The organism is Chlorogloeopsis sp. ULAP02, from assembly GCF_038404745.2.
Classification (GTDB): Bacteria; Cyanobacteriota; Cyanobacteriia; order Cyanobacteriales; family Nostocaceae; genus Chlorogloeopsis.
The window spans coordinates 46394-71732 of sequence record NZ_JAYKTT020000044.1 but is presented as its reverse complement, the minus strand read 5'-3'; the positions used below and the strand labels follow the sequence as shown (position 1 = coordinate 71732).

The window sequence follows — 25339 nt, the reverse complement described above, 5'->3', positions numbered from 1 at the left end:
GAAACAAACCACAAAGTACACGAAGTACACAAAGAAAGAACGCATATAAGAAATTAGTAATTTTTAATCAAGATATTTAAATGTTTTGAGGGTGAGATTCTGCAAAATGACTGTTGAAGAAATTCGAGTGCGAGGTACTGTTCAAGGTGTAGGATTTCGCCCTACTGTTTATCGTCTGGCAAAAGCCTGCGGTTTGCATGGCGATGTTTGTAATGACGGTGAAGGCGTCGTAATTCGTGTATCTGGAACTGATGCATCTATAGAAGAATTTATTCGCAAATTGCAGCAAGAATGCCCACCATTAGCAAGAATTAATGAAATTAAGCGCAAGCGTTATGAAGGGGAAGTTTCCTTTGATGATTTTGTGATTTCTCACAGTTTTAGTAGTGTAGTAAAAACAGAAATTAGTCCCGATGCTGCCACTTGCGTGCAATGTAAAAAAGAAATTTTTAATCCCTACAGTCGCTTTTATCGTTATCCCTTCACCAATTGTACGCATTGCGGCCCCCGTTTAAGTATTATTCGTGCCATTCCTTACGATCGCTGCAATACGAGCATGGCTAGTTTCAACCTGTGTTCGGAATGTACTAGAGAATATGATGATGTGGAAAATCGCCGCTTTCATGCTCAACCAGTAGCTTGCCACGTCTGCGGCCCCAAAGCAACTTTAGAACGTAGCGATCGCAAACCAATTACAGCTTCGATGTTTTCTATGCTCGATGATGTCGATGCTGTCTGTACTTTGTTACAAAGAGGCGAAATAGTTGCCATTAAAGGTATCGGTGGAATTCATCTTGCTTGTGATGCCACGAATGAAACTGCTGTGCAAAAACTCCGCCAGCGCAAGCAACGATATCATAAACCTTTTGCTTTAATGGTGCGGGATATTGAGATAATTGAAAAATACTGCACTATTAGCGATAAAGAAAGAGAATTATTAGAAAGTTCTGCCGCGCCGATTGTATTACTGAAACAAAAGGCTTTATCTTCCCCTCTTCCTATCGCCCCATCTGTAGCACCAGGGCAAAATACTCTGGGCTTCATGCTACCTTATACACCTTTGCACCACTTAATCCTGAAGCGGATGAATCGCCCGATTGTCTTAACAAGTGGCAATCTTTCTGATGAACCGCAATGTATTGACAACGAAGAAGCACGAAAAAAATTAGGCAGTATTGCTGATTATTTTCTCTTACATAATCGAGAGATTGTTAATCGAGTAGATGATTCCGTGGTACGAGTAATTGGTGATAAAGTACAAATGATTCGCCGTGCTAGAGGATACGCACCAGCACCGATTAATTTACCACCTGGATTTAATAATTTTCCGCATATTTTAGCAATGGGTGGTGAGTTAAAAAATACCTTTTGCTTGTTACGAAATGGACAAGCAATTCTATCTCAACATTTGGGAGACTTAGAAAATGCTGCTGCTTTTGCCGCCTATCAGGATACATTGAACTTGTATTTAAATTTATTCGAGCATAAACCAGAAGCGATCGCCATCGACAAACATCCCGAATATTTGTCAACCAAACTCGCTAAAGAACTAGCAGTTGCCAATCTAATTCAACTTTATTCCATCCAACACCATCACGCCCATATTGCCGCTTGCATGGCAGAAAACGGTATTCCTCTGGATTCACAACCCGTATTAGGTATTGCTTTAGATGGCTTGGGTTATGGCGAAGATAATACACTCTGGGGCGGAGAATTTTTATTAGCAGATTATCGCCATTTTCAAAGACTAGCAAAATTTAAGCCAGTGCCAATGATTGGCGGAGAAAAAGCCATCAAACAGCCTTGGCGTAACACATATGCTCAATTAACTTCAGCTTTTAGCTGGGAAGATGTAAAAAATCAATATGGAGAATTAGAAATAATCAAATTTCTTGAAAATAAACCGCTAAATATTCTCAACCAGGTTGTATCAAAAAGTATTAATTCTCCCTTAACTTCCTCAGTAGGACGACTGTTTGATGCTGTAGCTGCTGCTATCGGAATTTGCCGAGAAGAGTGTAGCTATGAAGGGCAAGCAGCAATTGAAATGGAAGCTTTAGTCGATACCAACTTCTTAAATAATCATGAAGAAACACTAAATTATTCTTTTAATATCGGCATTTTAGATAATATTTACTGTATAGACTCGCATCCTATGTGGCAAGCCTTACTAAATGACTTACAGCAGCAAATCTCGCCATCAGTTATAGCTGCTAAATTTCATAAAGGTTTAGCTCAAACAATTGTAGAAATGGTTAACATTATCTGCAAACAGAATGTAATCAAAAATGTAATTTTAACAGGAGGAGTTTATCAAAATAGTATTTTGTTAGAGCAAGTTAGAAAGCGCTTACAAAAATTGGATTTGAACGTATTAACACATAGTATCATTCCCTGTAATGACGGAGGATTAGCACTTGGGCAAGCAGTAATTGCAGCTGCACAATATTATCTTTGAAAAACTCTGCGTTCCTCTGCGTTTTCTTAGCGTTCCTCTGCGTTTAAAACACTATATTTTAAGCTTTACTCAGTTTTCTTATTTTATCTCGGATTTAAAAATCTTTCTCAGTGCTCTCTGTGCCTCTGTGGTTAATTTTACTTATAAAGGAAATCAATAATGTGTTTAGGTATTCCTGGTCAAATTATAGAAATAACCGACGCAAATAACAAATTAGCTATTGTTGATATCGGCGGTGTAAAACGTCAAGTTAATATTACTTGTATCATTGATGAACAACACCCTCCAGAAAAATGTGTTGGAGATTGGGTACTAGTTCATGTCGGATTTGCCATGAACCGTATTAACGAAAAAGAAGCAGCAGAAACATTAAACTTACTACAAGAAATTGCAGAAGTTATGTCTACTGGTTAGTAGATACTACTACCTACTAACTACTGTACGGGCGGGTTTAGAAAATAAATTGTCGGTTGTAACCGAAAGATAATCAACAAAACCCGCCCCTACTATCTACTATCTACTAACTACTAAAATTTATATGAAATACGTTGATGAATTTCGCGATCCTCATAAAGCAGAGGCATTACTCTGGCAAATAGAAAAACTCTGCCACAGACTAGAAAAACCTATTAAAATCATGGAAGTTTGTGGCGGTCATACCCATTCTATTTTTAAGTATGGCATTGAAGAAATTTTACCCAAAGCAATTGAATTAATTCACGGGCCTGGTTGCCCAGTGTGCGTCATGCCAAAAGGTAGACTAGATGATGCGATCGCTATCTCTCAAAATCCCAACGTCATCTTTGCCACCTTTGGCGATGCAATGCGAGTGCCGGGTTCCAAAACAAGCCTGCTGCAAGCAAAAGCCCAAGGCGCAGATATCCGCATGGTTTATTCTCCCTTAGATAGTTTGAAAATTGCCAAGGATAACCCTGATAAAGAAGTAGTATTTTTTGCTTTAGGCTTTGAAACCACAGCCCCCAGTACCGCTTTCACCATCTTGCAAGCAGCCGCAGAAAATATCACTAACTTTAGTATGTTTTGCAATCACGTCCTTGTGATTCCCGCTTTGCAGGCACTACTAGATAATCCTGACTTGCAACTGGATGGATTTATCGGCCCCGGTCATGTCAGTATGGTAATTGGCACCGATCCATATCAATTTATTTCCCGGCAGTATCACAAACCGATTGTAATTTCAGGCTTTGAACCTTTAGACATTCTCCAATCAATTTGGATGCTATTGCAGCAACTAGTAGATTGTCGCTGCGAAGTTGAGAATCAATACAATCGACTGGTAGAGAAAGCAGGGAATAAAGTAGCGATCGCTGCCATGAATAAAGTTTTTGAAGTGCGAGAAACATTTGATTGGCGCGGCTTGGGTGACATACCTGATTCAGGATTCAAAATTCGTTCTGAATATGCTCAATTTGATGCCGAAAATAAATTTACCATTCCCAATATCAAAGTTGCCGATCATAAAGCTTGTCAGTGTGGAGAGATTCTTAAAGGAGTATTGAAGCCTTGGCAATGCAAAGTTTTTGGTACAGCTTGCACTCCAGAAACTCCAATAGGAACTTGTATGGTTTCCTCAGAGGGTGCTTGTGCAGCTTACTACAAATATGGGCGCTTTTCTCAGGTGGTGAAGGAGAGAGAGACTGGAAAAGAGAGGGTAAAGGTATAGGATTTGGAGGTGCGTTACGGCTAATTTTCACTCTCTTAAACTCTCAAATCCTTGCATAGCCGTAACACACCCTACTGCTGAATATATTTAAATGAACCACAAAGGACACAAAGAAAGGGAAGCTATTATGTTATTTGTCACTGTTCAAATTGCCAAAGATAAATATGCTGGGAGACACGTTTAGAAAGGTGTATAAAGTTGATAATGATTGATTAAATATGAATATTTCCTCTGCTAATTCCTCAGCAAATTCACTTTTCCAAAAAATTGAACAAGTTCGCCGTCGTCGCAGCAAAGTACACGATACCAATATCACTCTCGCGCATGGTAGTGGTGGTAAAGCTATGCGCGATTTAATTGATGATATTTTTGTCAGTAGTTTTGATAATCCGATTCTCTCACAATTAGAAGACCAAGCAACCTTCAATTTAGCGAGTCTCATGCAACAAGGCGATCGCCTTGCTTTTACTACTGATTCTTATGTCGTCGATCCGTTGTTTTTTCCTGGCGGTGATATAGGAGAATTAGCAGTAAATGGCACTATTAATGATTTAGCGGTGAGTGGAGCCAAACCTTTATATCTCACCTGTAGCGTTATTTTAGAAGAAGGATTACCAATAGAAACCTTACGGCGTGTTGTCAATAGTATGCAAGCTGGCGCTAAAAAAGCTGGCATCCAAATTGTCACTGGCGACACCAAAGTAGTACATCGCGGTGCAGCCGATAAATTATTTATTAATACAACAGGTATTGGCGTAATTCGTCCGAGTATTTTTATTTCTGCTCATAATATTCAACCAACAGATGTAGTAATTATTAATGGTGAATTGGGCAATCATGGCACAGCAATTTTAATTGCTCGTGGAGAATTAGCATTAGAAACAGATATCGAAAGTGACTGTCAGCCATTAAATGATTTGGTAGAAACAATTCTCGATATTTGTCCAGAAATTCATGCCATGCGCGATGCTACACGTGGCGGTTTAGCTACTGTTTTAAATGAATTTGCCCTCAGTTCTAATGTAGCAATTCGCATCAACGAGCAATTTATACCAATTCGAGAAGAAGTCAAAGGCGTCTGCGAAATATTAGGTTTAGATCCTTTATATCTAGCCAATGAAGGTAAATTAGTAGTCGTAGTAGGGCGCGAAAACGCTGACAAAGTTTTATCAGCAATGCAATCTCATCCAGCCGGGAAAAATTCTTGCATTATTGGCGAAGTTATTTCCTCACCCCCAGGTATTGTTTTGTTAAAAACTATTTTTGGTGCAGAACGAATTGTAGATATGCTTGTCGGCGATCAGCTACCACGAATTTGTTAGTTTTTATCTTGAAACTCTCACTTATTCTCCTCCGTGCTCCCTGTGTCTCTGTGGTTAATTAAATATGCACGAACTAGGAATCACCCAAAACATTATCGCAATTGTAGCCGAACACGCTCAAGGTTCAAAAGTGCAACGAGTATTATTAGAAATAGGCAAGCTATCAACTATCATGCCTGATGCCATACAATTTTGTTTTGATGTCTGTTCTCAGGGTACAGTTTTAGAAGGAGCAAAACTAGAAATTTTAGAAACTCCAGGCATGGGAAAATGTCGCGATTGTGGGGCAAACATTCCTCTAGAACAGCCTTTTGGAAAGTGTCAGTGTGGCAGCATACAAATAGATTTAATAGCTGGTGAAGAACTAAAAATTAAGGAAATAGAAATAGAGGAAATATGTGTGTAACCTGTGGTTGTTCTGATGATAGTAACGCCAAAATCGCTAATTTGGAAACAGGTGAATCAGTAACAATTCATGTCAACGGGAATAGTCATCACTCTCACACCCACACTTTACCAGATGGTACTGTGATTACCCATTCCCACAGTCACGAAGATAATCATGAAGCATCACAAATTCATGCCAAAATTCATGGTAAAACTATCTCCTTAGAACAAGATATTTTAGCAAAAAATAATTTAATAGCAGCTCAAAATCGTGGATGGTTTAAAGGTCGAAATATTCTTGCTCTTAATCTCATGAGTTCTCCAGGTGCCGGTAAAACTACTCTCCTAACCCACACGATTCATGATTTAAAAAATAATTTAACAATCAGCGTCATTGAAGGCGATCAAGAAACAATTAATGATGCTAAAAAAATTCAAGAAACAGGTTGTAAGGTTGTACAAATCAATACAGGAACAGGTTGTCATCTTGATGCCGCAATGATAGAAAGGGGATTGCAACAACTGAATCCGCCCTTAGATTCTGTAGTGATGATTGAGAATGTCGGCAATCTTGTTTGTCCGGCGTTATTTGATTTAGGAGAAAATCTGAAAGTAGTAATTCTCTCTGTGACAGAAGGAGAAGATAAGCCAATAAAATATCCTCATATGTTCCGTGCTAGTGAGATTATGATTCTCACTAAAATTGATTTGTTACCTTACGTACAGTTTGATGTACAAAAGTGTATAGAATATGCTCAACAGGTAAATCCTCATATTCAAATTTTTCAAGTTTCTGCACTCACCGGAACCGGATTAGAGAATTGGTATGAGTGGTTAGCCAAAAGGGTGGCAAATATGTCAAATATTTGAAACTCAAATATTAAACGTTAGCTATGAAATCTAGTGAGATTTTTCAAGATGGTAACATGTTTCATATTAAGTATTAATAAAATTAAATGTGAAACTTGCTCTATTAAGTGGTTAGGCAAAATTAAAGTTATGGGTAGAGGCAAGGGAATAGGGAACTCTTAACAGGGAACAGCAAAAAAATGTGTAATTAATTTTGTTTAGATACTTATTAATAATCTCAGCTTCTTAAATAAGTTAGGTTTTATATTTTAAGTTTATTTATGCTGACTTACTTTTCTATAAATTACCAATATGAAAAATATTAATTCAGAGGATTGTACTTTGAAAGTAGATTATCTAACAGCTTACGTTCATAAGGAGATAAATCTTTTGCAGATGCTCCTATCTCTTGCAATTTAGAGTAAATTAAATCATGCTCATGTGCTTCTATACGTTCTTGTAATTCTCCGTAGAATTCTTGAAAACTGAATTCCGTTGCTAAAGCCAAGGAAATTTGTTCTCTTTCTCTACCAAGTGATTGACTATTAAACTGATAATCTCCTTGAGCATTTTGAGATAATAATCCAAGGGAATAAGCTAATAGTAAGGTTTGATAAGCTAGCCTCACTTCTTTACTTGAGCCAATTTCCTCTGGTATTAAATCAGGAATATTTTCATCTTGCTTTATTTGTTCGCTCTGAGTGCGCTCATAGCAGTCTCGATAAAATTCAATCTGACTGAGAAAATAAGCTGGAAAACCTAATGAACGAGTTAAAATACACAAACGTTGCTCGTCTTCCCCTACTAGTACTGTCAAAGTGCGGCTAATGCGACTGTAATACGCAAAAATTTGTTCTTTATCTTTTGCTGACACCCACAAGGTAAGCTCTCGTTGAGAAGTCGGGTTTAAATTCACATCAATATCTTGAAGTCGCAGCAACAGATTAGCACTATCATGAAGCTGATTCATACGCAGGGTAGCAGTGTTGGGCGCAATTATATTTGGTTGCTTGAGTGCTTCTCCAATCGAGAAATTACTCAAATGCTCAAATTGTTGGTAAGTAAAGCTAATTAGCTGATTCTCAAATGCTTCAGAAGGAATTTGCCATGACTGAGAACGGCTAACTTGTTCTTGAGTAAATCTATCAATTGCTAATTTTGCAAGGACATTTTGATAATAAGCATCAATATCCGCATCAGTCAGAACTGTAAGCCGAATTTCTGAGAATTTTGTTGTAGCTTGCTCCCGTTGAGCAATTAATTTATTGTGTATTTCAGAAAAGTTGGATAGAGTTTGACGTAAAGTATCAACTCTTTGTTTAGCTGTTTTAATAAGATGATTTAACGCCTCAATGCGGAGATTGTGGACGTATACATCGTACTCTAACTTTAATTGCTCGTTATAACTGCGTCGCAATTCTACTGCTGTTGCTTTCAAACTGCTTTCCAATCGTTTAATTTGTTTTTGAACCTTTAAGATGCGATCGCGAATATTAGTATTGTACTTCAGCCAAACAATACCTAAATATGTCAAAACTATTACCGCAGTTCCCAGCACATGATGAGTTAAGTTACCCCACACCTGTTGCAATAATAGCCACAGAGTCGATTGACTGAAAATTCCAGTCAGAATCAACAAACCAAGTAAGGCAACAACCATCAGCGTTGGATAAATAACTAGATACTGAGAGCGAAAACGGCTTTCTTGTGCTAGCAGTTCATTGAGATTGTCTGTGGCTGTTTCCAGTTGATTTTCAATCGCAGTTAAGTTTTTTTGAGCTACAATGATCGCCGTCTCCACTTGTTCGCGAGCACGAGCGATCGCCATAAATCTAATTTGTCGAGCTTGTTCGATTTCTGTATTTAACGCTTGTCGATATTCAGCAATTGCCGTTTCTAGCTGTTCTTGAATTGTTTGTAGCTCTTGTAGTTGTTGCTCGGATTTTCTTTCATCTGAACTATCTTGTAATTGTTGTCGTCGTAATTTTAAGGATAAAACTTGCTTAAGTAGATTTTGCGTCGCTTCTCGCTCAATCGTGACTTGTAATCTTGAGTCAAGGAACGCTTCAGCCGCCCGTAATTCTGTAATCAGATTCTGAGGTTTATCGTTAATCGAATCAGTTTTGAGTTCCAAATATACATCAGTCAATATATTTAATAATCTAACTCCTTCATGTAAGCCTTGAGGTGTAGCATCAACATAGCGATTTATGCTGCGATCTAAAAAGGTAGTTAATCCTGCCTGTACTTGTTTGCAACAAATTTCTAGTGTGCGTTTATACGCTAGTAATTCTTTATTTTCAAATTGCAGATAAGCACGCTGCAATTCAATTCCATATTCCTGAACCTTGCCAGCACGGATATCAAGGCGTGGATTAAAATCTTGCCAAACTGGTTTGCCATTATCTCGTTCTAATTGTAGAAAAGCACTGCTAAACTCATCACTGAGTAGAAATTCTTTAGCATCTAACAACCATTTGCGATTTGCCTCTAAAGTGAATTTTACTTGTGGTAAAAACTGCTCTATGAGAATTTCGGCAGCTAAGGCAGCACTCAAACGCTTAATAATTATTTCTCCTGAAAAAAACAGTTCTCCATAGCCAAAAGTACTGTAAGCAGGAACTTTTCCCCGCACTTTGTGTGTGCCAATCAATAATCCGCTTGTCTGTGGTTCTACAGTGAGAAAGCCTGCAAAAGCATCGGCATAGCTAGGTAAATTAGCTTTTAGTTCCCCAATTCGTTCATCAATCAGCCAGCAGTTATCAAAAGGGGATACTTTTTGACTACCTGCAACCACAACTCCACTAGTCATTTTGTAATCTAGCTCCTTTAAGAGCGCGTAGGCTGCACCGTAGTCAGTAGTTGTGGCTTGGGTAAATAAACCTGGTAATAGTAATAACGCCTCCAAGCAGTGAGGAATATCTGTAAAGTACTTAGTAAATAACCAACGCATCAAGCGCACTAACTCAAAAACTACTCCCCTAGCAAAATGATTGCTAGCTGAGAACATGAGATATACTCTATGGCTGCTGCTAATGTCTACTCCTTGGCGTTTAGTAGATATTGCTTCTTGTGATTGATTAGCTCCTTTTAGTAAATCAATTAGCTGAGTTTGCAATTTACCCGTGGCTTGTGAGAACTGAGTGCGGATTTCAAGAATATGAGTTTGTTTGCTGTGAGTTTGAGCCAAATCAAAACTCGTGTCAGCAACCCGATTTAACTCATCACTAAAGTTAAAAGCTTCACCATTCCAAGTGAGGGCATAAATCTGAATTAAGCGGCTTTGGGCAGTGTTTAATTCTTGAAGTTGGTGTTGAATGGCTGCACAAAAAGCAGCACTATGAGGATCGAGTGCTATTAGGATAGTTGGTTTGGGCATAGGATATTCTTAGGTGCAGATGACTGGATTAGATAATTACATCCAAATCTTCCAGGTATGCTTCAATTTCCTGGATTTCCATTTCAACCTGTTCTTTAATTTGGGCATCAACCTTGCCCTCTTTTAAAACTTGATCAAGATGCTGGATGTAACTCTCTAGAGAAGATTTGGCTTTGTTCTGATCTTCATGGGTAATATGCTCGACTTTATCAGCTATTTCTTTGACTAAAGACAAGTTACTTTTAAATGCTCTAAATGCTGACTTGCGATCGCTTCCTAAAGGCAAAACTTGTCCTTCTAATTTTTTCGCTTGGCTTGTATAAACAGAATATTGCCGCCTTTGATTAATAATTAGTTTATATGGTTCGGGTGCCAGAGCTAAAGCAAACCAACGCAACGCCCCGCCATCATCTTCTGGTGGAATTATATTAGGTAAGTTTGTCCAATTGCGGTCTAAGTGCTTAAAGACTTTATCTGGATCTAGATAAGCTAGTTCCATATCCTTCATGCCGTTGAAGGCAAATAAAGGTACACCAATTTCAACTCGAAATAGAGTCATCTTGTGGGGTTCACCCGTAGGCACAAAAGACGGACTATTTTTTCCTTTCGACACTCGGCTAGAAAGAGGTGGACTACTAAAAACTGTTTTGTTACTCTCTACTCCGTAGTAGTAAAATTCCGTAATCATATGTTGTTGCTTCATCGGAATTTCTGTTTCTTGGTACTGCCACAGAGGAACTGCTAGTTTGCCAAGCTGTTCTAAATCTTTGCCGGCATCTTCTGGGTTACTGTCTGCTAATACCTGCTCAACAGTCATATTGGTGAGTGGAAGGTAAATTTCATTTATAAATGCCAGAATTTCATTCTTCACATTTTCAGCTTTTTTCTCAGCCCAATTAGTTAAAGTTTGAGAATGTTCGCGATACCAACGGATGAAGTCTTCACCTGTAACCTTTGGGCGTTTCGATTGCAGATTAACGCGTTGAATGGTGTGAATAAAAGGATTGTCACTTGTTTCTTGACGGTTTACCTCGGTATAACTCTGTTCTATGTCTCGATAAACCTTATCTAGGTTGCTGTGAAGATGCTGACACTTTTGTTGAATTTCTTCTACCCTATTTCGCAGCACACCGTAGAGTTCAGATGCCTTATCACATCGCTTCCAATGTAAATAAATTTTCCACTTTTGATCGGCTCGTTCTTTGTATCTCTGACAAGCAGCTTGAATATTGTTTTTATTGGAAAAGAAAGCTTCTGTGGCTTCTTTAATTTTTTCTTCTTGTGGTTCTAATTTTAAAGTATTAAAACTTGATTGCGCCTCTTGTGACTTACGTTGCACACTCTGCTGTAATTCATCCAATTTTTGGAAAATTTTAGTTAAAAATCGTAGGATATAAGCTAAACCATTGGGGCGATTTATACCCCGTTCCCACGAAGCAGAAATGGCAGTATTTATTGTCTGTTCTAAGCGAGAAAAATTTGCTGCTAATTCTTTCGCCGTTCGTTGCTCAAATTGATCCAATTGCCGCTTGTAGAGCTCTTTTATGGTTGGCAAAGCAGTGCGATCAAAACGCATTTCGCCAATTCTGAATTCGGGTTTGATTTGTCCACCATGATTGCTTTCAATGAGTGTATTAAGTACAGTAGTAGATTCTGCTAAATTGCAATCCTGTAGAAACCGCTCGATATCACTTTCTATATCAAGTGTTAGATTAGACGCCATCAACTCATTCTTGAGCAAGTTTTGAGCGTCTTCTAGTTTCATCCGCTCATATTGCTGTACTGGCAGAGTCAAGGTGGCAAAGCCAAAACTACAATAATTTACATTCCTTCCTCGGACTTTCTCACCTGTTGCTAGATAAGCGCGAATGTTATCAGCAACGTTAGCAGCGTCTAAACCTATTTGAGAACCAATCTGGATATACAAACCATCTGCAACTAAATTTTGCAAATCGTCAGGACGGTTCACTACAGTTCCTTTTTTGTTAATGCCATCAATCAAAAATACCGCATCGAAAGGAGGGCGATCGGCTCTAAATTTAGAAATACCATAATCAATCTCCATTGCATTTGATGGTGATAATCCCCAAAAGTATTCAATCTCTTTGAGAGCGCCATAGGCATTCGATTTCACCAGATGAGTTTGAGGAAGATTGGCAAAGACTCTAGGTAAAACAAATACCCCCGTAATATTGGAGAAGCTATTGAGATATTGCCGTGCTAAAAATGCCACATCTAAGAAAGTACCGCTACCCGTCCCACCAGCTAAACTGCCAATAATAAAAATTTCCACACCATCACGACTAGAAACTTGAAAGTTATCTGAAAATGTTTGTTTACTAGTGCGAATTTCGCGTACAGCATTAATTGCTTGAGCAATTAAACTGTTAATATCTGCTACTTTGGCAAATAATGCTAACCGTCCCCGCGCCCGAATCTGTCCTGCACCACTGATTAAACTGGATGTTGGAATTTCTTTAGGCCACCATTCATCGATGTGCTCATTACGTCCCCCTACTAAGGATGTTGGGTTGGCGACTGAGATTGCATAAAGCTCATTCGGCTCTAAAACAACCCTGCTGCCGTCAGGTGATTTTTCTCGTTCTTGGATATTTTCTGTGGTATCAATCGAAAGAAAACGAATAATTTCTGGTACTGAGCCGTAAACGTCTATGAATCGCTTTTTAAGCTTGACTACAACTTCATAACCCGTTCCTCCTAACCCAATAACTACTGTGGGACGAAAAACAACCGTAGGACGCACATCTGTGGAACTAGACATTAACTCTCCTGTGACATCTTTCAAAAGTTTGTTTGCCCACTGCTTGGCTCAGAGGGTCTTTGGCGCTCAATCCAGTTAAATTGGAGCTTAACGTTATTAATCTCGATGATGTCCTCATCGTAAAGTTCTTCTGTATTTATTTTTTTAGTATTGACAAAAATTACACCTTTCAAACAACGTAAATCTATATTTTTTTTGCCTGCTCGCCAAACTGTGACTAACTCAGCATCAAAATTAGTCGCATCGATTGCTGATATCAAATTACTCAACAAAATTTTACTCTTGTGTAGTTGAGTTAGACTAATCTCTTCGTCTTCCAATAATTTTGGTAGTGGCTCTAAGACTACCAATGCTCCTTCTAATTTTTTGCGGGTGCGGATATCTTGGAGTAATTCCAAAGGGGTTTTACGTTGAATCAAACAAATTGTCATCAAAGCAATTAACAACACTAGCAGCACTAAGAGCAACCAAGTAATGATTTTTCGTCCCAGTGGCATCAAAATAGCTAGGTGAACTTCTGCGCTGATCGGATTTGCGATCGCATTATCTGGGATAAGTACCAAGGTGAAGGTGCGTTTACCTTCAGAACTGCTATCAGCAACCCCTAACTGCACAGGAATTTTAGTTTCCCCAACTTGCAAGGATATAGCTGCTGAGGGTTGTGCTATGGAAATGTCTTTGGAATTGCCTTGCAGTTGTAATTTAGCTGTTACGGGTATATTGCTTTTGACTACTAAAGTTTGGATTTCAGTTGTTTTACCTACTTTTATGGAGCCAAAATTTATCTGTGTAGGTTGCAATTCTAGCCTTGGTTTAATGGTTACAGGCAAGTCTATTGTAATGGGTGCGATCGCTTTGTTTGTAGCCGTCAACACCAAGCGCAAGCTATGAACTCCTCCTTTTGCTTCTGGCGGTATCTGCAAATGCACGGGAATGACTGTAGGTTTATTTGCAACTAAGTCGATTGTGTTCTTGGGTGGAATTAAATTAATGCCACTTTGGTTTAAGTCTTGCAATTGCAAATTGATTGTAGTGTTGACATTACTAATGCTATTAAAATTGAATGGTTTAGTAGTTGTTCCAGGCAATACTGGTTGCGAGTTGATTTTGGGTAACTTGAGATCAAGCTTGGGTTGAACCAGTACAGGTCGAATATTTTGGGCTAGCTTATTAAGCTGAACACCTCCAGGATCTCGCAATACTTGACCTTTGCTACAAAGTGCTGGGTTGTTGGCAAAGTCATTCAGTTGCTTTTCATGTTCTTTTAGTCCTAAAGATACAAAAAATACATATGGTTTGCATTGTTGCTGAGGTAAAAGTTGGGTATTACTAGGAATAGAAACTGGATTATGAATACCACGTACATCTTCTAATCCGTCTGTCAAAAATACAATACTAACAGTACGACCGAGAGCATCAGCACGTTGATTTAATAATGCAGAATGTTGTAGCGCCTTCTGCACCGCTTTACCTGTGTGAGTACGCACACCTTGAGCCTGGAGTGAGTTAATTGTTTGCTTAAGTTGACCTCGCTCAGGATTACTGCTAATGGCGATACTATTGGCATTTAAAGTTACATCTTTATCAAAAGAATAAATAGTAACCGTATCACCCAATCTAGCAGCATTTACAAATTCAGTCATAGAATTCTTTACTTGATCAAAGATATTTTTTGTTCCGCCTACACCACGCATGGAAGCAGAAGTATCTATGACCAAAATCCAGTCAATACTCCCTTTAGGTGTATTTTGAGCAAAGGCACTAAAGTAGGGAAGAGTTGATATTATAGCTAAAGCAACAACACTTTGGATGGAAGTAAAACTCAACCAATGCTTGAAGTATGTATTAAAACTCATTGATAAAGATCTCCAGCCATATTTAAGGCTTACAATTTTGTTTTTATAAAAATTAATAGTTGTTTAAGTACCAATAGTCATTACTAAAATATTTAAATTAATATTCAATTTTTTCTCATTTTGATAGAGTAAAAGTTAGTAGTATTGAAAATTTGGAAAATATTTTTGTAGTTAATAGCTGGACTTGGAAATAATACTACTTGCTTTAAACTTAGAAAATTAAGGCAGTAGGTCTAAAATTTAAAATCCAAAATCGTTTCACAATTGCTATGTCAAATTATATATTAACTACTTAATTTAAAAACGTCATCTTTTTGACATAGAGTACAGCAAATAAACGGAAGCCATTAGTGGAGTTATGAAGTTTTGTTTGTACCCTCAAAAATTTTTTCTCACTACCCCTTGACTCTCCAGCAAGATGGAGATTTCAAAATGGGATTAATTGATCAAGTAGAGTACATCAGATGACACTTCAACTCAAAGTTCCTAATATCCCTTGTTCTGGCTGTAGAGAAAGCATTACAAAAGCGGTGAAAACTATCGCTCCCGCCGCAATTGTTCAAAGTCATACCAAAACTCAAGCAGCAGAAGTTGCGATTACAGAAGCAATTACAGGCGCAGGTTATACAGTTACCCACCACTAAATTCTTTTAAAAGCAGTTCAGAACATCGTTAGGAGGTTTGACAATGGAAAATATAAATCTGAAACTGCGGGGGATGAGTTGTGCCTCCTGTGCCAAAAATGTTGAAGACGCTATCCAATCGCTTCCTGGTGTGAATGCGTGCAGTGTAAACTTTGGGGCAGAGCAGGCTACTGTTCAATACAATCCTCAGCAAACTAACCTGGAGGGCATTCAACAGGCAATCAAAGAAGCGGGGTACTCTGCCTACCCCCTCCAAGAACAAGAGATAATGAGCGCACAAACAGATGCCGAACAAGAAGCTCGTCAGGCGGAATCACGAAAACTGAAACGAAGACTCATTTTGGGGGGGGTGATTACAACTATTCTAGTCATTGGAGGATTACCAATGATGACTGGGATACATATACCGTGGATTCCGGATTGGCTACACCACCCTCTACTTCAGCTTGTTTTAACAGCCCCCATCCAATTTTGGAGTGGTGAATCTTTTTATCAAGGAGCTTGGAAAGCTTTCAAGCGGCATACTGCGACTATGGATACATTAGTTGCTTTGGGAACCAGTGCTGCTTTTTTCTATTCACTCTTTCCAACCTTTTTCCCCGGATTTTTCCTCAACCAGGGATTATCACCCGATGTGTATTACGAAATCTCTGCGGTGGTGATTACCCTGATTCTGCTCGGACGATTGTTAGAGAACCGTGCCAAAGGACAAACCTCCGAAGCTATTCGTAAGCTCATGGGCTTGCAAGCAAAAACGGCGCGAGTTATTCGCAATGGGCAAGAGATTGATCTGCCCATTGCAGAGGTGGTTGAGGGCGATGTCATTCTCGTGCGTCCGGGTGAAAAAATTCCGGTAGATGGTGAGATTGTTGACGGTTCCTCTACCATTGATGAGGCAATGGTAACGGGTGAAAGCCTTCCTGTGAAGAAACAACCGGGTGATGAAGTGATTGGAGCCACAATTAACAAAACTGGTAGCTTCAAATTCCGAGCCACACGAGTGGGTAAAGATACATTTTTGGCACAGATTGTCAAGCTAGTGCAGCAAGCCCAAGGGTCGAAAGCTCCAATTCAAAAACTAGCCGATCAAGTTACAGGATGGTTTGTACCAGTTGTCATTGCCATTGCCATTGCTACGTTTATCCTCTGGTACAACTTCATGGGCAATGTAACGATGGCGCTAATTACGACAGTCGGAGTCCTAATTATTGCATGTCCCTGTGCCTTAGGACTAGCAACTCCAACCTCGATTATGGTTGGTACAGGCAAAGGTGCAGAGAATGGCATCCTTATCAAGGGTGCAGAAAGTCTAGAAATGGGACATAAACTACAAACAATCGTCCTCGACAAAACGGGTACAATTACCCAAGGTAAGCCCACCGTCACCGACTTTGTAACTGTCAGCGGTACAGCTAATGGCAATGAGCTAAATCTTCTGAGCCTTGCAGGATCTGTCGAACGCAATTCAGAACATCCTTTGGCTGAGGCAGTTGTAAATTATGCTCAATCTCAAGGTGTGGAATTGAAGGATGCACAGGATTTTGAAGCGATCGCTGGTAGTGGTGTACAAGGGTACGTGTCAAATCAATGGGTACAAATTGGCACCCACCGTTGGATGAATGAGTTAGGCATTGATACACAACAATTGCAGGAAGATTGGGATCGTCTGGAATATCTCGGTAAGACGGTGATCTGGATTGCAGTAGATAACAAAATCCAAGGGATTATGGGCATTGCTGATGCGGTGAAACCATCTTCTGTAAACGCGATTCGCACATTGCAAAAAATGGGATTGGAAGTAGTGATGTTGACAGGAGACAATCGCCGCACTGCCGAAGTGATTGCTCGTGAAGTGGGCATCAAAAGAGTTTTTGCCGAAGTTCGCCCAGATCAAAAAGCGGAGACTGTTGAGCAAATTCAGTCGGAAGGCAAAATTGTAGCAATGGTTGGGGATGGCATTAATGATGCCCCAGCGTTAGCTCAAGCTGATGTCGGGATCGCAATTGGCACAGGAACAGATGTGGCGATCGCGGCTAGTGACATCACCCTCATCTCTGGAGATTTACAGGGGATTGTTACCGCCATTCAACTTTCTCGTGCCACGATTCGTAACATTCGCCAGAATCTGTTTTTTGCCTTTATTTATAACGTCGCTGGTATTCCAATTGCAGCCGGAATTCTTTTCCCCTTCTTCGGTTGGCTGCTTAGTCCCATTATTGCAGGTGCAGCAATGGCGTTTAGTTCCGTCTCTGTAGTGACGAATGCCCTGCGTTTGCGTAATTTCCAACCGAGAACAATTGGTTGAATAAATTACAAGGAGTAATAACGATGCTGAAGACAGTGATATTTTTTGGAACCTTGGCAGGATTTGGATTTTTACTTGGAGCTATTTCTGGCGCGTTAGCGTAGCTTGCAATGTAGTTACATTCGCCAACGGAGATGTTTAAATAATGAACAAAATAGCAATCATTGGCAGTGTTGCAAGTTTGGGATTGGTGTTTGGAATTGCTTCTAACAAAGCAGTTGCACAAATGCCCCACGAACATATACAACCATCTCAAACGAAGCAAACAAGTCAGTTCCGTCGCATTGAACAACCCTTATGGGCAAAAACAGCCGTTACTGCTGGCGGATTGGGATTGATAGGACTGGAGTTATGGTGGTTTTTGCTGAGTAAGCCAAAATCGCAAAAAGCACAATCAAAGCAGGGCATTCAACAGGTAACAATTACCGTTGATGGTGGGTATGAACCAAGCCAAGTTGTAGTTAATACAGGTCAAAAAGTGCGGCTCAACTTCTACCGTAAAGATCCTAGCAGTTGCCTTGAAGAAGTCCGATTTCCTGATTTTCATATTGCCCAAGAGCTACCCCTCAACCAAGTTACTCCAATTGAGTTCACTCCCAATCAGCCAGGAACTTATACCTTTACCTGTGGCATGAATATGTTTCGAGGCGAAGTTAAAGTCGAAGCTGGGCAAGTTCAATTGTAGTTAACCACTGACTAATTCCTCTACAGCACTGGCATCATTCGGCAAAGCAACTGTTAAAACTTCGCCACCATGCACAGTTACTAATACATCATCTTCAATGCGGATACCACGTACATCAGGAAATTGTGATAAACGTTCCCAATTAACTGTATATTGATATTTAGAGCGTAAACTTGGCTCATTTAAAATCGCTGGTACTTGATAAAAACCAGGCTCTATTGTTACTAACATTCCTGCTCGTAGTGGGCGATTTAAACGCAGGTAGCTTAAACCAAAGCGATCGCTCCTTGTACGTCCCTGTTCATATCCGGCTAAATCTCCCAAGTCTTCCATATCATGAACATCCAAGCCGACGAGATGGCCGATACCATGAGGGAAAAACAGTGAATGAACATCCCGCTCTACCAAATCTTCGGGTTTTCCTTGCAAAATACCTAAATCCACTAAACCTTCAGCAATAATAGTACACGCCAACAAATGAATCTCTCCATACTCAACACTAGGGCGGATTTTAGCAATACAAGCATCATGAGCCGCTAACACTACATCATAAATATCTCGTTGGGTAGATGAAAATTTACCAGTTACAGGCCAAGTCCGAGTAACATCTGCTGCCCATCCCATCTCTGTTTCTGCCCCAACATCGGCAAGCAGTAAATCACCCGGTTGTAGAGGGTGGTGATAATGCTCATTATGCAGAACTTCACCATGAACAGTGACAATACTGTTGTAGGAAGTAGTCATATTATGAGCGATGATGACTTTTTCCATTGCTGCACGCACCTGCGCCTCTATCTTGGCGTTGGGTGTTGCCGCCATACCAGCCTTATGGGCTTCAACAGTAACAGCGGCAGCTTTTCGCAGTTCAGTTAATGCTTCTTCATCGTGGATGAGGCGCAATTCAACAATAGCCTGAGCTAATTCTAAATCAATTCCCTGTAGCTGATTTTGCGGTAAAACCCACCTGTTTAATAGCTGTGATTGTTGTGTCCAAGTGGCAGCATCCTGCACAGCAATTGTGGCTGCCCCTTCTAAGTCTGACTCTAGTTCTGCCATTGGGAAAGCTGCATCTGCTCCAATCGCCTGGGCAATTTCCTCACGCTTGGGTATTTCTCCATGCCAAAGAGCGCTGCTAGGTGCAGGATCGTCCATAAATAATGTTAGCTTGCCTGCTTCGAGACGAATTGCCGCATTAGGCACGGGAAGCCCCGCAAAGTAGAGAAAGTGACTGTTCGCACGAAAGCGATATAAATTGGCTGGATAGTTGCGCGGACTGCTACTTCCTGACCAAAAAATTGCAGGAAAATTTATACGGGTAGCTAATCTTTGCCGTCGCTGACGGAGAGTATCGATAAAAGAACTAGAAAAGTTGTGTCTATTCATAACTGATAAGGAATCAAAAGTTTTCATAACAAATTTCATTTATTTCAACCACTATTTTTTTAGGGGCGGGTTTAGCAAATATACTTTCGACTTGAGCTAAAGAAACAAAACCCGCCCTTAGAGTATCGTGTGGTCTACCTATCTGAAAATAAGTCTTATTTACATAATAATTGCAGACTTTTAATCATCATCGTCATCGTCTCTATTTTCCTGTCGATTTCTTCTTTCGTTGTTATCATCATCGTCATCGTCTCTGTTTTCCTGACGATTTCTTCTTTCGTTGTTATCATCGTCATCAGAGCGACGTGGATTTTCATAATCCTCTCGTTCTTGTTGACTTTCACCTGCTGGGTTTACTCTACCTAAGTTGCAACTAGCTAATCCTGTTGCAAATATTATTAAGCTAGCAACAGCAAGAATGCTTCCCACAATGTCTTTTTTCTTCAAGCCCTTAGTTGTGCGGAACATAATTTCTATCCTTTGAAGAAAAACATTTATTTCTACAGTACTGCGAGAATGTATGTTCAAAATATAAATCCTCGACTTCTGTTAAGAAGTCAAGGATTTGACTGTGCGATTTAAAGTGTTATCTTGAGAATTTATTTCACACCTACTACTATTGAGTCTGGGCCGATTAAGTGTTCTACTCGCGTTTCACGAAATCCAGCTTCTTTCATCCATTGACAGCACTCGGCTCCTGTATAGTCGAATCCCGCTTGGGTTTCAATGAGCATATTTAAGCTCATCAACAAACCGAACAGATTCTTAGATCGTTCATCATCAATCAAAGCATCGTAAGCGACTAAAATCCCATTTTCAGGAAGAGATGCATAAGCTTTACGAATCAAGATTTTCTTCTCTTCCAGACTCCAATCATGCAAAATATGACCCATCAGAATTACATCAGCATTGGGCAAATCATCCTTAAAGAAGTCACCACCGATAAAACGGATGCGATCGCTAAGAGCGTGCTCGGCGACATAATCCTCAAATACGGGAGCAACCACAGGCAAGTCAAACCCAATCCCGTTCAGATGGGGATTAGCTTTGGCAATCTGCATGGCTAAGTCACCTTGGGCTGTGCCAACATCCACAAAGGACTTATAGTTAGACCAAGGCAAACGCTCGGCAATACAAATATTTGCGCCACGGCTGACGCCAGACATAGCCCGAAGAAATTCCTTGAGGCGATCACGATCAGCATAAAGTGTTGCAAAGAAATTTTCTCCACCCTTGGCTTCGTTTTGCATCTCGCCTGTTTGTAATGCCTCTGTTAAGTGTTCCCAGAAACCGAACAAGCGATTGTTTGCCATTTCCAGTATGCCACCGATATAAGAGGGTTTTCGTTTATCCAAAAACATATCGGTATCAGGGCTGTTGTGGTAAATTTTACCTTCTCGATACAGGAAACCCATAGCAACCAGCGCATCCAGAAAATCCTGCGCCGATCTTGGATGCAAACCAAGCCGAGTCTTCAACGTCTCAAGATCCCCAGGCTCTTTAGCCAGTTCAGTGAACACCTCTATTTCTACAGCACTCAGTAGCACCTTGGAGGCCCAGAACCCAAATCCAACCTCCATAATTCTTTCAGCAGTAGGGGGCAGCAAGTGATTACTCCTAAAACCATCTATAAGAGATAACTGATACAGCTAAATCAGCCTAATTGATAGTGGCTTGCTAACTATCTATACAATTCAACGGCAGTTGCATTCATGAAGGCAGGAGACAGAAAGGAACTCACGTGCTGTGTCGTGGCTGTAACATGTACAGTGGCAAACCAATCATAAAGATAGAACTTAATAAATATAGCCTCAAGATAGATGAAAAAATTAGTAAAGCAATTCAAAACAGAATCAGCTAGGCAGAGTCATAGTTAGTAGCCCTTGTCAAATTGTGTACAGAACAGACACGGGGAAATCTGAATGACGCTCTTGTTCTTTGTCCAAGTCTTACCTTTTGCCCTCTGCCTTGAAAGAGGGTTTAGGGGTGTAGGAGAAAAAACCTCTTTTATCTTTGACAGGTGAAACTTGTTTGATAGGGACTGCCCTCTGTTTTTTTCAATCAGCTTATTAACCTAACAAATTTTAGACACATAAATATATGGATACAAAAATATACCCGCGTGGTTTGAAAACCGCTTTAGAATTCCCCTTAATAGAAGCGTTATTTGGCAGACGCGCTCGGCGATTTTCTTTGGGTGCCTCAATTCCTGATGGTTCGTTAGCGTTTACGTCTCGTCATCAGCCCTTTCCCCTTTCCGAGCTAGAGCAAATGATGGTTTTAACGGCAGCAGCTGGCAATACCGGATGGCACCACATGATTACGCGTCATGCCAGATATGCTCCCCATCTGTCCAACTATTCTGCTGCTGCCGGAGGGCGTACTTTTCCTTCAGCTGCGGGTTTCCACACCAGTGAAATCTTTTTTACCAACGACGATGGCATCTACTTCTTTCCAACCCGCGATGCACACGCTTTAGTAGAACGACAAGCAGACGAAAAAATAAATCTGGATGCTCTCCTAGAAGCCCATCGCAAAAGAATTCGCAAATTAGCTAACCATCGGTTGTATATTCCACCAGCCGAACCTTACATGGAAGGACACAATACCTGGTGTGTCAATCGTCGGGGCAGTCTTTTGATTATTCCGGTAGCTGATATTGCCCAGCATATGATTGCGAATCTCTGCTTTTTGGTACAGAACGGCTATTGTATCTATGACGATGTCAATCACGAGCAAATTCCAGGACTAGAAAAATTCAAACATTTAGTGAATTTAGACGAACCCTTTCCTTTGACCTTTATTGAACAGTATTCCCTGACAGAATCAACAGCTGAACTTTCGACCTGTTGCTACGCAGGTATGCTGATGCTGCAAGCGATGGGATTGGGTGGCTGGATGTTTGACGGCATAGATCGCCATGTTGTATTAGGTGCAAGTGGAAATTCGGAAGTATCGGGTTTAGGTTTTCGCTACGACACCGATGAACGCTGGTCACTTCCCAACCCGACTGGCTTACCGGGTGTATTCGAGGCTTTTTGTCCGCCCCACTATCCCAATATGCGTGCTGCTGTGGAAGCTTTTGCCAAGCGGAAGTTCGGTGTAGGCGGGCCATTTCACTCCGATACAAAAGGCCCTTGGAAAGAAAGTGCCAAGATCCGAGCAAGTGCAGAGATTCATAGTGAAGAATTTAAAGACTGTGTGGCTGTGATGGCACAATACATCTACGATCGCTTCGGTAAGTTCCCCGGTACAGTACCTAGCGTGTTTATTCTCACTTATCTCCAGGCTCATCATTTAGATTTAGAGTTCTACGACCATTACTTCCAGCCGGGAGCATATTTAGAAACTCACGCTCAACATATGGCTAATTGGCATTCAGCTGAGGAAATGTAGCTCGGCTACCGTGAAAGCACGCAAAAGACATATCCGTAAATTAGGTTTTCGCCCTTGATTCATAAGGTATATAGGTTAATTCACGGAGCAACCTAGAAGGAGGAATATTATGGTCAGCCTACATATTGCCACCACCACAGGTGAAGAAACTATTCTGGAGGAAGCAAGAGTCACAGCATTCAAATCTAATCTGCGCGGAGAGTTGCTCTGTTCCGACGATGAAGGCTATGAAAACGCCCGCAAAGTCTACAATGGCATGATTGACCGACATCCTTGCTTGATTGCCCGTTGTGCAAATGTGGCAGATGTCATCAATGCTGTCAATTTTGCCCGCGAAAACAAACTCCTGCTTGCAGTTCGAGGTGGCGGACATAATGGTGCAGGTTTAGGAACTTGCGATGATGGCTTGGTCATCGATCTCTCGCGCATGAAGGGCATTCGCATTGACCCGCAGGCTCGCACGGTGAGGGTCGAAGGCGGCTGCACCTTAGGGGATGTGGATCATGCAACCCATGCATTTGGTCTGGCTATACCTAGTGGAATTAACTCTACTACCGGTGTTGCTGGACTGACCTTGGGTGGCGGACACGGCTATCTGACTCGCAAGTATGGCTTAACTATTGATAATCTTCTGGAAGCAGATGTAGTACTGGCAGACGGTAGTTTTGTTATTGCCAATTCGCAAGAGAACGAGGATCTGTTCTGGGCAATCCGTGGCGGTGGAGGTAACTTTGGTGTTGTCACCTCCTTTTTATTCCAGGCACATCCCGTTAGCACGGTTTATGCTGGGCCGACGCTGTGGCATTTAGATCGGGCAACCGAGTTGATGCAATGGTATCGGGATTTTATCACCAACGCACCAGAAGACCTGTATGGCTTTTTTGCCTTCCTAAAAGTGCCACCTGGGCCACCATTTCCCGAACACCTGCACACCAAGACAATGTGCGGCATAATTTGGTGTTATGCCGGAGCGGAGGAAAAAGTAGAGGAAGCATTCCAACCAATCCGCAATTTTGCTACTCCGGCATTTGAACACATTGGCCAAATCCCTTATTCTGCTTTGCAAAGTATGTTCGATCCGCTGATGCCAACAGGGATGCAGTGGTATTGGAAGGGTGATTTTGTAAATCAGTTGAGTGACGAGGCGATCGCCCTACACGTAAAACATGGTTCGCACCTCCCAACTTTGCTTTCAACCATGCATCTATATCCGATTGATGGTGCAGCCAACCGAGTCGGCAAAAATGACACGGCTTTTAGCTTCCGCGATGCAAAATGGTCGATGGTGATGGCTGGCATAGATCCAGATCCGGCAAACGCTGAAAAGATTACTACCTGGGCGAAGGAATATTGGAGTGCGCTGCATCGTTATACTTGTGGCGGAGCATACGTAAATTTCATGATGGAGGAAGGACAAGAGCGTGTTCAGGCAACTTACCGTGACAATTACGAGCGTTTAGTTGCTATTAAGAACAAGTACGATCCGACTAATTTGTTCCATGTTAATCAAAATATCAAACCAACTCAACAGTAGTTTTTTGCTCCTGCTGAGAATCGTATTAACCTCTTTAGGAGTTTGACAAACAATGGTGAGCGTACGAGCGGGGCTAGCTGCAACAAAAGTGCCTTTTTGCCCTCGCCGTACTGCTCATAAAAATAGCCAATGTGGTCAGTGCATTTGTCACAATATTTAAATCACCCCCTCATTTCTTTGTTCCAGAAATGCCTCCTAAACCTAAACTGCCAGTTAACGTCTTACAATCATGTGACTGGCCGATTGAACAATTGCCCGGATTATCTCCAGAAGAAACCTCTCAACTCAAAAATTGTGGCATTACAACCACAAAAGTGCTAGTTAAACAAGGCAAGACTCCACAGTCTCGGCTGATGCTGGCAAATAAATTACAAGTCCATTTACAGTATGTAAATAAATGGATAGCTTTAGCTGATTTAGCACGAATTCCTAGCGTTGGTACCCAATATTGCGGATTATTGCTTCATGCTGGTGTGGGTTCTGTCGCCCAACTGGTTAATATTCCTACCCACAGATTGCATCAACAAATTTTGCGCTTGCAAGTAGCGACAATGCAGCGGCGAGATTTATGTCCGACTGTTGAGCAAGTGCAGCAGTGGAGCCAGCAGGCAAAGTCGATTAGAGGCTAGAGGCTAGAGGCAAAAGAGGACACGGGGACGCGGTGACACGGGGAAT

The 25339-nt window shown here is 40.8% G+C and carries 18 protein-coding genes; 12 read left to right on the top strand and 6 right to left on the bottom strand.

Going from position 1 to position 25339, the window contains the following annotated elements; translation table 11 throughout:
• The first annotated feature begins 106 nt into the window (after positions 1-106).
• The 6 genes from hypF (at position 107) to hypB (ending at position 6721) form a co-directional block, all read left to right on the top strand.
• Positions 107-2458: a carbamoyltransferase HypF gene (gene hypF, locus U2718_RS15190; protein ID WP_341998960.1), complete on the top strand. Its 2352-nt coding sequence runs from the start codon at positions 107-109 to the stop codon at positions 2456-2458.
• 159 nt (positions 2459-2617) lie between these two features.
• Positions 2618-2872 (top strand): HypC/HybG/HupF family hydrogenase formation chaperone, encoded by a 255-nt coding sequence (locus U2718_RS15185; protein WP_016875632.1) that lies wholly within the window; start codon positions 2618-2620, stop codon positions 2870-2872.
• A 124-nt stretch (positions 2873-2996) separates the two neighbouring features.
• Complete coding sequence (hypD, locus tag U2718_RS15180; RefSeq protein WP_341998963.1) at positions 2997-4142, top strand: hydrogenase formation protein HypD; 1146 nt, start codon at positions 2997-2999, stop codon at positions 4140-4142.
• A 218-nt stretch (positions 4143-4360) separates the two neighbouring features.
• Entirely contained in the window at positions 4361-5464 is a 1104-nt protein-coding gene (gene hypE, locus U2718_RS15175) for a hydrogenase expression/formation protein HypE (protein ID WP_341998964.1), read from the top strand.
• 64 nt (positions 5465-5528) lie between these two features.
• A complete protein-coding gene (gene hypA, locus U2718_RS15170) occupies positions 5529-5870 on the top strand; it encodes a hydrogenase maturation nickel metallochaperone HypA (RefSeq protein ID WP_341998966.1) in 342 nt (113 codons plus the stop codon).
• Entirely contained in the window at positions 5861-6721 is an 861-nt protein-coding gene (gene hypB, locus U2718_RS15165) for a hydrogenase nickel incorporation protein HypB (RefSeq protein ID WP_341998968.1), read from the top strand. The genes hypA and hypB overlap by 10 nt, the downstream gene beginning before the upstream one ends.
• A 301-nt stretch (positions 6722-7022) precedes the next feature.
• Here the strand turns inward: hypB and U2718_RS15160 are convergent, their stop codons facing one another.
• Genes U2718_RS15160 through U2718_RS15150 form a run of 3 tightly spaced genes read right to left on the bottom strand, consistent with a single transcriptional unit; the run spans position 7023 to position 14717 of the window.
• A complete protein-coding gene (locus U2718_RS15160; protein ID WP_341998969.1) occupies positions 7023-10079 on the bottom strand; it encodes a hypothetical protein in 3057 nt (1018 codons plus the stop codon).
• A gap of 28 nt (positions 10080-10107) precedes the next feature.
• Positions 10108-12861 (bottom strand): tubulin-like doman-containing protein, encoded by a 2754-nt coding sequence (locus U2718_RS15155; RefSeq protein ID WP_341998971.1) that lies wholly within the window; start codon positions 12859-12861, stop codon positions 10108-10110.
• 20 nt (positions 12862-12881) lie between these two features.
• The gene (locus U2718_RS15150) at positions 12882-14717 is read right to left on the bottom strand and encodes a vWA domain-containing protein (protein WP_341998972.1); all 1836 of its coding nucleotides are present in this window, start codon (positions 14715-14717) and stop codon (positions 12882-12884) included.
• Between the two features lie 464 nt (positions 14718-15181).
• Between U2718_RS15150 and U2718_RS15145 the strand changes: the two genes are divergently transcribed.
• From U2718_RS15145 to U2718_RS15135, 3 genes are all read left to right on the top strand, one after another.
• Positions 15182-15361: a heavy-metal-associated domain-containing protein gene (locus U2718_RS15145; protein WP_341998973.1), complete on the top strand. Its 180-nt coding sequence runs from the start codon at positions 15182-15184 to the stop codon at positions 15359-15361.
• A gap of 43 nt (positions 15362-15404) precedes the next feature.
• A complete protein-coding gene (locus U2718_RS15140) occupies positions 15405-17666 on the top strand; it encodes a heavy metal translocating P-type ATPase (protein ID WP_341998975.1) in 2262 nt (753 codons plus the stop codon).
• 145 nt (positions 17667-17811) lie between these two features.
• Entirely contained in the window at positions 17812-18351 is a 540-nt protein-coding gene (locus U2718_RS15135) for a cupredoxin domain-containing protein (protein ID WP_341998977.1), read from the top strand.
• Here the strand turns inward: U2718_RS15135 and U2718_RS15130 are convergent, their stop codons facing one another.
• The 3 genes from U2718_RS15130 to U2718_RS15120 form a co-directional block, all read right to left on the bottom strand.
• A complete protein-coding gene (locus U2718_RS15130) occupies positions 18352-19734 on the bottom strand; it encodes an aminopeptidase P family protein (protein WP_341998979.1) in 1383 nt (460 codons plus the stop codon).
• A gap of 180 nt (positions 19735-19914) precedes the next feature.
• On the bottom strand, positions 19915-20262 hold the full coding sequence (locus U2718_RS15125) for a hypothetical protein (protein WP_411813300.1): 348 nt from the start codon (positions 20260-20262) through the stop codon (positions 19915-19917).
• Positions 20263-20333: 71 nt separating this feature from the next.
• The gene (locus tag U2718_RS15120) at positions 20334-21314 is read right to left on the bottom strand and encodes a methyltransferase (protein WP_341998983.1); all 981 of its coding nucleotides are present in this window, start codon (positions 21312-21314) and stop codon (positions 20334-20336) included.
• 520 nt (positions 21315-21834) lie between these two features.
• Here U2718_RS15120 and U2718_RS15115 point away from each other — a divergent pair.
• From U2718_RS15115 to U2718_RS15105, 3 genes are all read left to right on the top strand, one after another.
• Positions 21835-23130 carry a hypothetical protein gene (locus U2718_RS15115; RefSeq protein WP_341998985.1) on the top strand — a complete coding sequence of 432 codons (1296 nt, stop codon included), beginning with the start codon at positions 21835-21837 and terminating at the stop codon, positions 23128-23130.
• A 109-nt stretch (positions 23131-23239) separates the two neighbouring features.
• Complete coding sequence (locus tag U2718_RS15110; protein WP_341998987.1) at positions 23240-24664, top strand: FAD-binding oxidoreductase; 1425 nt, start codon at positions 23240-23242, stop codon at positions 24662-24664.
• Between the two features lie 188 nt (positions 24665-24852).
• Positions 24853-25293 carry a DUF4332 domain-containing protein gene (locus U2718_RS15105; RefSeq protein WP_341998988.1) on the top strand — a complete coding sequence of 147 codons (441 nt, stop codon included), beginning with the start codon at positions 24853-24855 and terminating at the stop codon, positions 25291-25293.
• Positions 25294-25339 lie beyond the last annotated feature (46 nt).

Coding starts and splice junctions, on each gene's coding strand:
- hypF (WP_341998960.1), top strand. CDS start 107: ATGACTGTTGAAGAAATTCGAGTGCGAGGTACTGTTCAAGGTGTAGGA.
- U2718_RS15185 (WP_016875632.1), top strand. CDS start 2,618: ATGTGTTTAGGTATTCCTGGTCAAATTATAGAAATAACCGACGCAAAT.
- hypD (WP_341998963.1), top strand. CDS start 2,997: ATGAAATACGTTGATGAATTTCGCGATCCTCATAAAGCAGAGGCATTA.
- hypE (WP_341998964.1), top strand. CDS start 4,361: ATGAATATTTCCTCTGCTAATTCCTCAGCAAATTCACTTTTCCAAAAA.
- hypA (WP_341998966.1), top strand. CDS start 5,529: ATGCACGAACTAGGAATCACCCAAAACATTATCGCAATTGTAGCCGAA.
- hypB (WP_341998968.1), top strand. CDS start 5,861: ATGTGTGTAACCTGTGGTTGTTCTGATGATAGTAACGCCAAAATCGCT.
- U2718_RS15160 (WP_341998969.1), bottom strand. CDS start 10,079: ATGCCCAAACCAACTATCCTAATAGCACTCGATCCTCATAGTGCTGCT.
- U2718_RS15155 (WP_341998971.1), bottom strand. CDS start 12,861: ATGTCTAGTTCCACAGATGTGCGTCCTACGGTTGTTTTTCGTCCCACA.
- U2718_RS15150 (WP_341998972.1), bottom strand. CDS start 14,717: ATGAGTTTTAATACATACTTCAAGCATTGGTTGAGTTTTACTTCCATC.
- U2718_RS15145 (WP_341998973.1), top strand. CDS start 15,182: ATGACACTTCAACTCAAAGTTCCTAATATCCCTTGTTCTGGCTGTAGA.
- U2718_RS15140 (WP_341998975.1), top strand. CDS start 15,405: ATGGAAAATATAAATCTGAAACTGCGGGGGATGAGTTGTGCCTCCTGT.
- U2718_RS15135 (WP_341998977.1), top strand. CDS start 17,812: ATGAACAAAATAGCAATCATTGGCAGTGTTGCAAGTTTGGGATTGGTG.
- U2718_RS15130 (WP_341998979.1), bottom strand. CDS start 19,734: ATGAATAGACACAACTTTTCTAGTTCTTTTATCGATACTCTCCGTCAG.
- U2718_RS15120 (WP_341998983.1), bottom strand. CDS start 21,314: ATGGAGGTTGGATTTGGGTTCTGGGCCTCCAAGGTGCTACTGAGTGCT.
- U2718_RS15115 (WP_341998985.1), top strand. CDS start 21,835: ATGGATACAAAAATATACCCGCGTGGTTTGAAAACCGCTTTAGAATTC.
- U2718_RS15110 (WP_341998987.1), top strand. CDS start 23,240: ATGGTCAGCCTACATATTGCCACCACCACAGGTGAAGAAACTATTCTG.
- U2718_RS15105 (WP_341998988.1), top strand. CDS start 24,853: ATGCCTCCTAAACCTAAACTGCCAGTTAACGTCTTACAATCATGTGAC.